The 9,410-nt window shown below is 44.1% G+C and carries 11 protein-coding genes; 3 read left to right on the top strand and 8 right to left on the bottom strand.

Going from position 1 to position 9,410, the window contains the following annotated elements; translation table 11 throughout:
* Positions 1–174 precede the first annotated feature (174 nt).
* The 6 genes from folA to rplU form a co-directional block, all read right to left on the bottom strand.
* A complete protein-coding gene (gene folA / locus Q1A70_RS04955) occupies positions 175–654 on the bottom strand; it encodes a type 3 dihydrofolate reductase (protein ID WP_299685659.1) in 480 nt (159 codons plus the stop codon).
* Between the two features lie 40 nt (positions 655–694).
* Positions 695–1,168 (bottom strand): threonine/serine exporter family protein, encoded by a 474-nt coding sequence (locus Q1A70_RS04950; RefSeq protein ID WP_299685662.1) that lies wholly within the window; start codon positions 1,166–1,168, stop codon positions 695–697.
* Complete coding sequence (locus tag Q1A70_RS04945) at positions 1,168–1,935, bottom strand: threonine/serine exporter ThrE family protein (protein ID WP_299685665.1); 768 nt, start codon at positions 1,933–1,935, stop codon at positions 1,168–1,170. Before Q1A70_RS04945 ends, Q1A70_RS04950 begins: the two co-directional genes overlap by 1 nt.
* A gap of 144 nt (positions 1,936–2,079) precedes the next feature.
* Positions 2,080–3,252, bottom strand: coding sequence for an Obg family GTPase CgtA (gene cgtA, locus Q1A70_RS04940; protein ID WP_299685668.1), 1,173 nt, complete (start codon positions 3,250–3,252; stop codon positions 2,080–2,082).
* A gap of 361 nt (positions 3,253–3,613) precedes the next feature.
* Positions 3,614–3,871 (bottom strand): 50S ribosomal protein L27, encoded by a 258-nt coding sequence (gene rpmA / locus Q1A70_RS04935; protein WP_004735905.1) that lies wholly within the window; start codon positions 3,869–3,871, stop codon positions 3,614–3,616.
* Positions 3,872–3,890: 19 nt separating this feature from the next.
* Complete coding sequence (rplU, locus tag Q1A70_RS04930) at positions 3,891–4,202, bottom strand: 50S ribosomal protein L21 (protein WP_004740823.1); 312 nt, start codon at positions 4,200–4,202, stop codon at positions 3,891–3,893.
* A 268-nt stretch (positions 4,203–4,470) separates the two neighbouring features.
* Here rplU and ispB point away from each other — a divergent pair, with 268 nt between their 5' ends.
* A complete protein-coding gene (gene ispB / locus Q1A70_RS04925) occupies positions 4,471–5,442 on the top strand; it encodes an octaprenyl diphosphate synthase (protein WP_299685673.1) in 972 nt (323 codons plus the stop codon).
* Between the two features lie 101 nt (positions 5,443–5,543).
* Here ispB and Q1A70_RS04920 read toward each other — a convergent pair whose 3' ends face one another.
* Together Q1A70_RS04920 and mdh are read right to left on the bottom strand one after the other, a co-directional pair.
* The gene (locus tag Q1A70_RS04920) at positions 5,544–5,735 is read right to left on the bottom strand and encodes a hypothetical protein (RefSeq protein ID WP_299685676.1); all 192 of its coding nucleotides are present in this window, start codon (positions 5,733–5,735) and stop codon (positions 5,544–5,546) included.
* A 125-nt stretch (positions 5,736–5,860) separates the two neighbouring features.
* Positions 5,861–6,796: a malate dehydrogenase gene (gene mdh, locus Q1A70_RS04915; RefSeq protein WP_299685679.1), complete on the bottom strand. Its 936-nt coding sequence runs from the start codon at positions 6,794–6,796 to the stop codon at positions 5,861–5,863.
* Between the two features lie 596 nt (positions 6,797–7,392).
* Between mdh and argR the strand changes: the two genes are divergently transcribed.
* Together argR and Q1A70_RS04905 are read left to right on the top strand one after the other, a co-directional pair.
* A complete protein-coding gene (argR, locus tag Q1A70_RS04910) occupies positions 7,393–7,863 on the top strand; it encodes a transcriptional regulator ArgR (protein ID WP_004740827.1) in 471 nt (156 codons plus the stop codon).
* 344 nt (positions 7,864–8,207) lie between these two features.
* Positions 8,208–9,176: a TAXI family TRAP transporter solute-binding subunit gene (locus Q1A70_RS04905; protein WP_299685684.1), complete on the top strand. Its 969-nt coding sequence runs from the start codon at positions 8,208–8,210 to the stop codon at positions 9,174–9,176.
* Positions 9,177–9,410: the final 234 nt, after the last annotated feature.

Genomic DNA, 9,410 nt, shown 5'->3' with positions numbered 1-9,410 from the left:
ATACGAGATACGAGATACGAGATACGAGATACGAGATACGAGATACGAGATACGAGATACGAGATACGAGATACGAGATACGAGATACGAGATACGAGATACGAGATACGAGATACGAGATACGAGAAGCTTGCGCTACTGATGCAGTAACGCAAGTGTTTTAAATTTCGGAGTCTAGCGTTCGAGAATCACAAACTCCATGTTGTGTTTATTTTTCTCATCGGCTTGATAGCTCTCACTGAAGCTCAGCTTCCACCCCTCTCCCCAGTCAGGGAATTGCGTATCACCATCGACGGCAAAATCAATGTAAGTCAGGTACAGCTTGTCCGCCTTGGGTAAGCAGCTCTCATAAATAGAGCCACCACCGATGATCATCACCTCATCAACATCACCGACTAACGTGAGAGCTTGGTCAATTGAAGTCACAGTGGTTACTCCTTCAATCTTCAAACTCTGATCACGGCTGATCACAACATTGAATCGACCCGGTAAAGGGCGTCCGATCGAATCATAGGTCTTACGCCCCATCACCACAGGTTTGCCCATCGTTGAACGTTTAAACCATGCAAAATCGGCTGGTAAATGCCATGGCATCTGATTGTCTTTACCTATTACACGATTCTCTGCCATTGCCGCTATCATACTGATGATCATAAATCAGAAGTCCTGTCTTTGTCTAAAATGAAAGTTGACGCTAGACGATAGGTCTGCGACGGTAGAATAACAGCCCCGGCACCGCTAAGCCAACCGCCAACCCAGCGATAATGAACATCGACTTCAAGAAATTCTCCGCCAACATTTCAAGTAACTCCGGACTGTACCCTGCTCGGTTAATTTCAACCATCGCAATCATCGCCTTAAAAGCAAATACCCCCGGAACCATCGGAATTAAGGCTGCCACAGTAAAGACCTTAGGGTGGGCCAACAGTTTGTGCGACCAAAGCACCCCTATCATTCCAACTACAGTCGCAGCAAAGAATGACGCCCATTCGATAGGCGCACCAAAATGCATCATCAAATAACGGCTACCGTGCCCAATAGCGCCCCCCAATGCACAATAAATTAAGGCGCGCTGAGGAACATTAAACACCAACGCAAACCCAACCGCAGGTATCGCAGCAAAGAACATGTCGTTTAGCAAACACACAAACAGTTCAAAAATACTCATTAGTTCACCCACTCCCAAACATCTGATAAGCCCATCGCAGCGACAATACCTAAGCTGGTCGCTAGAGTTAGCAAACTGGCCATGGTAAAACGCGCTAACCCCATATTCATGTGGCCTTTTAGCATATCTGCGACAGAGTTAATCAAAGGAAAACCAGGCACTAACATCAATACCGATGAAGCCATCACGATCGTGGGTTGACCGCCAATATTGTAAAGCACAGCCTGCGCTGAAATAGTCGTGGTGACAAAGGCTGTAATGGCGAAGTTTAATAACGGGTTGAAATGACGATGACCAATCTCTTGTCTGACGATCATACCGCAGGCTGAAGCGATAAAGGTCATCATAAATACCTGCCAATCTCCGCCAGCAAGACGGCTAAAAGAAGCACATGATAGACCAATCATCACCACAACAAGCCAACGGTTATAACGGGCCGGACTGATATTTTGAATCTTTTTATAGGCTAACTCATAATCGAGAATGCCTTTCTCCATCATGATACACACTCGTTGAATATCCGTGACCACGCGCATGTTGATACCGCGATCCGCACAACTCCGAGTGGTGGTAATACAGTGGTCGTCCAGTACCGTGGTCACAACCAACGCGTTGGCAGACAATGCAACTTCAACGTCATCCACACCACAAGCGATACCAATACGGCGCATGATATCGCCAACTAATGTACTCTCAGCACCGTGTGCCAGTAACATCTGCCCAGATTGAGCGACGAGTCTGGAGATCGCCCTTTGCTTTGATGCCATGATTCCCTTCCCATTGGCGTTAAATATCTAAAGACAAATTTTGCATAAAAAACGGTAAGGCATCATGATTTAGATACAAAAAAACCGCAATTTTCATTGCGGTTTAATAAAATTATCTGCAGATTTTACAAAAAGCGATAACGATTAGTCACGAACATAGATTACATGGCCGTCATCTTCTTCGTCATCCCAATCGTCCCAATCATCGTCATCTTCAGTGACAACATTCTTACCGCTCATTGCATCTTTATGGTAGTCATCCCACATAAAGTCGACTTTTTCTTCTTCTGCCACTTCTTCAACTTCACGCGGTAGGTTGTCCATGAACTCAGCCAGTTTAAAGCAAAGATCTTTGGTGCCCATCTTGTTCACCGCAGAGATCTTGAAGTACTCGCCTTCCCAACCTAGGGCATCGATGATTTCTTGAATCTTTTCGTCGGCTTCTTCTTCAGGCATCAAATCAACTTTGTTGAACACTAACCAGCGCGGCTTATCGGCCACTTTTTCGCTGTACTGTTCAAGTTCATCAATGATCGTTAGTGCATTCTGAATCGGATCAGATTGATCAATTGGCATGATATCGATCATGTGCAGCAGAACACGACAGCGCTCAAGGTGCTTCAAGAAGCGAATACCTAGGCCAGCACCATCTGCAGCGCCTTCAATTAGACCCGGAATATCGGCAACAACAAAACTCTTCTCAGGAAGCACACTTACCACACCCAAACTTGGGATCAAGGTAGTAAATGGGTAATCAGCTACCTTTGGTTTCGCCGCTGATACAGAGCGAATAAATGTCGATTTACCTGCGTTTGGTAAGCCAAGCATACCAACATCTGCGAGTAGCAGAAGCTCTAAACGTAGTTCACGAACTTCGCCTTTCGTACCCATAGTTTTTTGACGAGGCGCGCGGTTAACAGACGATTTAAAACGTGTATTACCAAGCCCGTGCCAACCACCTTTACCGACCATGACTTTTTTGCCATGTTCAGCAACTTCAGCAACGATTTCATTAGTATGGATATCAACGGCACGAGTACCTACTGGTACTTTCAGCGTAATATCTTTACCACGTTTACCAGTACAGTTACCGCCGCGACCATTCTCGCCACGCTCTGCGCTGTAGAAACGTTGGAAACGATAATCGATAAGTGTGTTCAAGTTTTCATCCGCTTGGATGTAAACGTCACCACCATCACCGCCATCGCCGCCGTCAGGGCCACCTTTAGCGACGAATTTTTCGCGCCAAAAGCTCACGGTACCATTACCGCCATCACCGGCTTCTATTTTTACTGATGCTTCATCAACGAATTTCATTTTTTAACTCCGCACTTACGTTGCGTTACCACTCATCAAGGAGTGATATAAATTCTAGCAGATCCGAATTTAGATCGATCACCTAAGATCGAGATCGATCTGCAATCAAGGAACAAATAAGGAGAGGTTCTTGGCTTTCTTTTTCTTAAAACTAAACCGTTTCTTAAAGACTAAACTGCTTCTTAAAAACCAAACTGTTTCTTAAAGACTAAACTGCTTCTTAAAAACCAAACTGTTTTTCCAAAAGCAAAACCAGAGCATCTGCTTTTTTATTCTCGCTATAAATAAAAAACCCTGCCGAATCGGCAGGGCTTTTGAATTCAGCTTGAAAGCTATAAATATAATCTAATAAAAGACTAAATTACTCAGCTTCGATGCTTACGAACTTACGGTTTTTAGGACCTTTAACAGCAAATTTCACTTTACCTTCAGTAAGAGCGAAAAGAGTGTGGTCTTTACCGATGCCAACGTTTGTGCCAGCGTGGAACTTAGTACCACGTTGACGAACGATGATGTTACCTGCAAGAACAGATTCACCACCAAAACGCTTAACACCAAGACGTTTGCTTTCTGAATCGCGGCCGTTATTAGTAGAACCGCCAGCTTTTTTATGTGCCATTGTTAAACTCTCCTAATACTTAAGCGTTAATGCCAGTGATTTTCACTTCAGTGAACCACTGACGGTGACCAGCTTGCTTACGCGAGTGCTTACGACGACGGAACTTAACGATTTTTACTTTATCGCCACGACCGTGTTGTACTACTTCTGCAGTAACCTTGCCACCTTCAACAAGAGGTGCACCAACAGCGATTTCTTCGCCGTTAGCAACAAGAAGAACTTTATCAAATTCAACAGTTGCACCAGTTTCAACGTCTAATTTCTCTAAACGAAGAGTTTGACCTTCGCTTACTCGGTGTTGTTTGCCACCAGATTGGAAAACAGCGTACATATTTTACTCCGCTTTTTCCGCACAGCCTATGGTTGTTATTTGTACAACTCGGGTGTGCGCTAAACTAATCAATAGGGCGCAGATTCTACGGGAATCATGGCGCTATGACAAGCCATATTTTTAAAAAATTGGCGAAAACCTGTTCGCCAAAGAAAAGTGCGGCAATCATGCCTTTAAGCGATGTATTAATCAACGTTTTTTAGTGTATTATTCAACAATTGAATACAATGTATAAGCCTTACAGGGTCTAACTTCAGCCGGATGAACAATGGATTTTAAAGCTATCCAGACGCTTACTGCCAACGACATGGCAAAAGTGAATGAAACAATTCAAGCCCAACTTAATTCTGACGTAAGTTTAATCAACCAGCTTGGTTTTTATATCGTTAGCGGCGGTGGCAAACGCCTACGTCCTTTACTCGCTCTTATATCAGCTCGCGCTCTTGGTTACCAAGGTGAGGATCATATTACCTCTGCGGCCTTTATTGAATTTATCCACACCGCCACCCTACTTCATGATGATGTGGTTGACGAATCGGATATGAGACGCGGTAAGGCAACCGCTAATGCAGCCTTTGGTAATGCTGCGAGCGTGTTAGTGGGCGATTTTATTTACACTCGCTCGTTCCAGATGATGACAACCCTAGGATCCTTAAAGATCCTTGGCCTAATGAGTGAAGCGGTAAACGTGATTGCCGAGGGGGAAGTTCAACAACTGATGAACTGCAATAACCCCGACACCACAGAAGAAAGCTACATGCAGGTGATCTACTCTAAGACTGCTCGCCTGTTTGAGGCCGCAACACAAATTGGCGCAATCTTGAGTGAAGCCTCACCTGAAATCGAAACCGCTATGCAGAACTATGGTAAGTACCTTGGCACTGCATTCCAGTTGATCGATGATGTGATGGATTACACAGCAGATGGCAAAGAGATGGGTAAAAATGTGGGTGACGATCTTGCTGAAGGTAAACCAACACTGCCTTTGCTTTATGCAATGCACAATGGTTCCCCTGAACAAGCAAGCATGATCCGTGAAGCGATTGAAAAAGCCAATGGAATGGATCGCCTTGACGACATAATGGCTGTAATGAAAGAAACAGGCTCTTTAGAGTACACCACCAATAAAGCCTACCAAGAAGCCGATAAGGCGATTGCAGAGCTTGCTGTACTTCCTGACTCTGACTATAAGCAAGCGCTAACTACGCTCGCACACCTGTCTGTTAAACGCAGTAAATAAGTGCGTTAGTAAATAAGCCGCTTCTAGCTTCTATATAAATAACAAAAAAGAGCCAATCGGCTCTTTTTTTAGTTCTGAACACCATTACACGAGAGCCTATTTCAATATCGGCTAGCTTCCAGTGATAGCGGTAGTTGTGCCTCAATTTCTTCCAGCTCTTCCATTGGCACAGCGTATTGCTCATAGCCATTGTAAGTTTCAACCAAGGCATATTGCTCTTGCTCGTCAATTACCAATATTTTGCCTAAGCGCCCTAAATATTCGACACTCATTCCCTTTTGAACAGTCGCCATAAACTCTACCTCCACCTTGGTTATAGATACAAGTACGAACCGCTTGGCTTTCAGGATCAAAAAAGCCGATCATAATGAACGGCTCTTATTCATTCACTTTGGGGTTGAGTTAAATAGTGTCTCGCTTACTTAGCGAATTCAACACCAATCTCAATATCACCATTTAGCGTTTCAAGCATGCTGTCTAGTGCGTTGCGTTCAAAATCACTCAGTTCACCGTAGCTAAGGATCGCTTCTGCACCCTCTTTGCCTAATTTTATTGGCTGAGCGAAGAATGGTGCATGCTCGCCTTCACCTTCAACGTATGCACACTCGATCACGTTCTCTTCACCTTGAAGTGCTTTTACTAGTGCAAGACCGAAACGACACGCCGCTTGGCCCATCGATAGAGTGGCACTACCGCCGCCCGCTTTCGCTTCTACTACTTCAGTACCCGCATTTTGAATACGAGTTGTCAGTGCTGCAACTTCTTCCGCCGTGAACTCAACATTTTCAACTTGAGAAAGTAGAGGAAGAATCGTTACACCTGAGTGACCACCGATAACAGGAACACGAATGTCACCTGGATCTTTATCTTTCAGCTCCGCGACAAACGTTTCAGAACGAATCACATCAAGCGTCGTCACACCGAATAGGCGGCGTTTATCGTAAATACCCGCTTTCTTCAGCACTTCTGCTGCAATTGGTACTGTCGTGTTGACTGGGTTAGTAATGATCCCCACACAAGCTTTCGGACATACGACAGCGATCTTTTCTGCAAGAGACTTAACAATACCAGCATTCACATTAAAAAGATCCGCACGATCCATACCTGGCTTACGAGCAACACCGGCTGAAACAAGCACTACATCAGCACCTTCCAGCGCTGGTGTTGGATCTTCACCGGCATAGCCTTTGACCGAAACTGGCGTTGGAATATGGCTAAGATCGGCAGCGACACCCGGAGTAACAGGTGCAATGTCATAAAGGGCAAGATCAGAACCCGCAGGTAGGCGATTCTTTAACAGTAGGGCTAGGGCTTGACCGATGCCACCAGCGGCACCAATAACAGCTACTTTCATTGTTATTCTCCTTGAGAGCTTTCTCTTATAGATTTTTGTAGGGTAATTATTGAGCTAAATTTAAGTTAAAAACTACAATAACCACAAAGTGATTACAAATAATTAACCTCAGCTTTGCGACTTCGCGCAACTCAATAAAACCGTGCTACACAGCCAGTTCGCATTATGAAGATAATTATCTGAAATAACAAAAATAAGTCGCCTTAAATAGCACATTATTCCATTAAATATTTACAGTGATATGACTAGGGCGTGTTGATCTTTCGAGCTGTTTTTTGCAGCGAGTTGCTGGGTATTTATACAAGACAGAGGCTTCGATGTGTAGCTAGCCTACATGAGAAGCCGATAACGTAGTAGAAATGACCAGCAAACGCTGCCCGAAGGGTTCGGCTAAAAGCGTTTTACTCTTTGTTGAGGGAGATTTGCTTAGAGTGACTAGGCTACTTCCCCCTCGCCGCGATTAAAACGCTTTTATCTCGAACAAAATTTAACCACGAAAGATCAACACGCCCTAACAAATAACAGGGTTCTTTTAGCTTAAATTGAATATGTATGCGAGAATATGCAGATATTTTGTTAATACATAAGAATGACATATGCGTAATACAGAAAAACAAGACAACTTGGTTCGTGCTTTTAAGGCATTACTAAAAGAAGAACGTTTTGGTTCACAAGGCGAAATTGTCGATGCTCTAAAACATGAAGGTTTTGAAAGCATCAACCAATCTAAAGTTTCGCGTATGTTGACCAAGTTCGGTGCCGTTCGAACTCGTAATGCCAAAATGGAAATGGTTTACTGCCTACCTGCAGAACTTGGCGTTCCGACGGTTTCGAGCTCGCTAAGAGAGTTGGTGCTAGATATTGACCACAACAATGCATTAGTTGTGATACACACCGGCCCTGGTGCGGCGCAGCTTATTGCTCGCTTACTGGACTCATTAGGTAAGTCGGAAGGCATACTGGGCGTGGTCGCAGGCGATGATACCATCTTCATTACCCCTACCTTGTCAGTCACCACTAAGCAACTGTTCGACTCAGTATGCGAGCTGTTTGAATACGCCGGGTAAGTGCTTCTCGTACGATAACTGTTAACCACAATGAATGGATCACGAACGTCGTTAGGCTTCGTGAACCAGATCACATCCTAGAATATCTATACACCGCCCACCCAAAAGACACTAAATCTTTGATTTTAAAAAAGTCATTAGCAAATAAAACACAAGATTGACACGCTAATTATTAGATTTTTCAGCTATATCTTGTAACATCCGAGTAATTTTCTGCCAATTTTTGATATTATTCAGACACTTTTTCATCACATGGATTGAAAAAGATGCCGTTTCCAAATAGGAAACTCCAGAAACATCTACACTTGTTTCAGGATTAATAATGGATAAAGGAAGGGAAATTCATGGCATTTACCAAACTTATTAAAGTTGGTGCTATTGCAGCTGCTGTAATGGGCGCTGGCGCTGTTAACGCTCAAGAGTTCATCACCATTGGTACTGGTTCAGTAACGGGTGTTTACTACCCAACGGGTGGTGCCATTTGTAAGCTAGTGAACAAGGGTCGTAAAGATCACAACATTCGCTGTTCTGTAGAATCGACTGGTGGCTCGATCTACAACGTTAACACCATGCGTGCTGGTGAACTTGATTTTGGTGTAGTTCAATCAGACTGGCAGTACCACGGCTACAACGGTACCAGCAAGTTTAAAGATCAGGGCGAATACAAGAAACTTCGTGCCATGTTCTCTCTACACACAGAACCGTTCAACATCATTGCTCGTTCCGATGCTGGTATTAACAATGTGTCTGACTTAGCAGGTAAACGCGTCAACATTGGTAACCCTGGCTCTGGTGACCGTGCAACCATGGGCGTTGTAATGGACGCAATGGGTTGGACTAACGACAGCTTTAAACTGGCTTCTGAACTGAAAGGTTCTGAGCGTTCACAAGCACTTTGTGACAACAAGATTGACGCATTTATCTACATGGTTGGCCACCCGAATGGTTCAATCAAAGAAGCGACAACCTCTTGTGACGCAAAACTGGTTTCAGCAACCGGTCCACAGATCGACAAAATCGTTTCTGAAAACCCATACTACGCATACAGCACAGTGCCAGCAAGCATGTACCGTGGTACAGATGCTGACGTAAATAGCTTCGGTGTTGCTGCTACAATCGTCACTAATTCAGACGTTTCTGAAGAAGTCGCATACAACGTTGCTAAGGCTGTATTTGAAAACTTTGACACGTTCAAACGCCTACACCCAGCATTTGCGAACCTGAAGAAAGAAGATATGGTTCAAGCGGGTATCTCTATCCCACTTCACCCAGGTGCAGCAAAATACTACAAAGAAATTGGCCTTCTAAAGTAATTCTACTTTAAGCCAGCTCACCAATAAGGAGGCTTGTCCTCCTTATTGGCTTTTCCCCCTTTATAAAAAGAATCTAAGTGGAAAGAGACAAGCCTTTAAGTTGCTCCAATTTGGAGGGCTTACCTTCTTATCAAGCCTAAACGAACAGCAGCGCATTCCCCTATCTATTCACTACACTATATAGGGTATCTAATAGCGTGTAGCTATTCGTAGCAAAGGCGGACCATCAATATT

The sequence above is a fragment of the uncultured Vibrio sp. genome (genome assembly GCF_947488985.1).
GTDB lineage: Bacteria > Pseudomonadota > Gammaproteobacteria > Enterobacterales > Vibrionaceae > Vibrio.
Note: the sequence above shows the minus strand (reverse complement) of the source record. Positions and strands in the feature narration are given on the sequence as shown.

Bases quoted from the DNA above. Each gene is read 5' to 3' on its own strand.
- Q1A70_RS04945 (WP_299685665.1), bottom strand. From the start codon at position 1,935: ATGGCATCAAAGCAAAGGGCGATCTCCAGACTCGTCGCTCAATCTGGG.
- Q1A70_RS04920 (WP_299685676.1), bottom strand. From the start codon at position 5,735: ATGGCGACTGTTCAAAAGGGAATGAGTGTCGAATATTTAGGGCGCTTA.
- Q1A70_RS04905 (WP_299685684.1), top strand. From the start codon at position 8,208: ATGGCATTTACCAAACTTATTAAAGTTGGTGCTATTGCAGCTGCTGTA.
- argR (WP_004740827.1), top strand. From the start codon at position 7,393: ATGCGTAATACAGAAAAACAAGACAACTTGGTTCGTGCTTTTAAGGCA.
- rpmA (WP_004735905.1), bottom strand. From the start codon at position 3,871: ATGGCACATAAAAAAGCTGGCGGTTCTACTAATAACGGCCGCGATTCA.
- mdh (WP_299685679.1), bottom strand. From the start codon at position 6,796: ATGAAAGTAGCTGTTATTGGTGCCGCTGGTGGCATCGGTCAAGCCCTA.
- ispB (WP_299685673.1), top strand. From the start codon at position 4,471: ATGGATTTTAAAGCTATCCAGACGCTTACTGCCAACGACATGGCAAAA.
- rplU (WP_004740823.1), bottom strand. From the start codon at position 4,202: ATGTACGCTGTTTTCCAATCTGGTGGCAAACAACACCGAGTAAGCGAA.
- folA (WP_299685659.1), bottom strand. From the start codon at position 654: ATGATCATCAGTATGATAGCGGCAATGGCAGAGAATCGTGTAATAGGT.
- cgtA (WP_299685668.1), bottom strand. From the start codon at position 3,252: ATGAAATTCGTTGATGAAGCATCAGTAAAAATAGAAGCCGGTGATGGC.
- Q1A70_RS04950 (WP_299685662.1), bottom strand. From the start codon at position 1,168: ATGAGTATTTTTGAACTGTTTGTGTGTTTGCTAAACGACATGTTCTTT.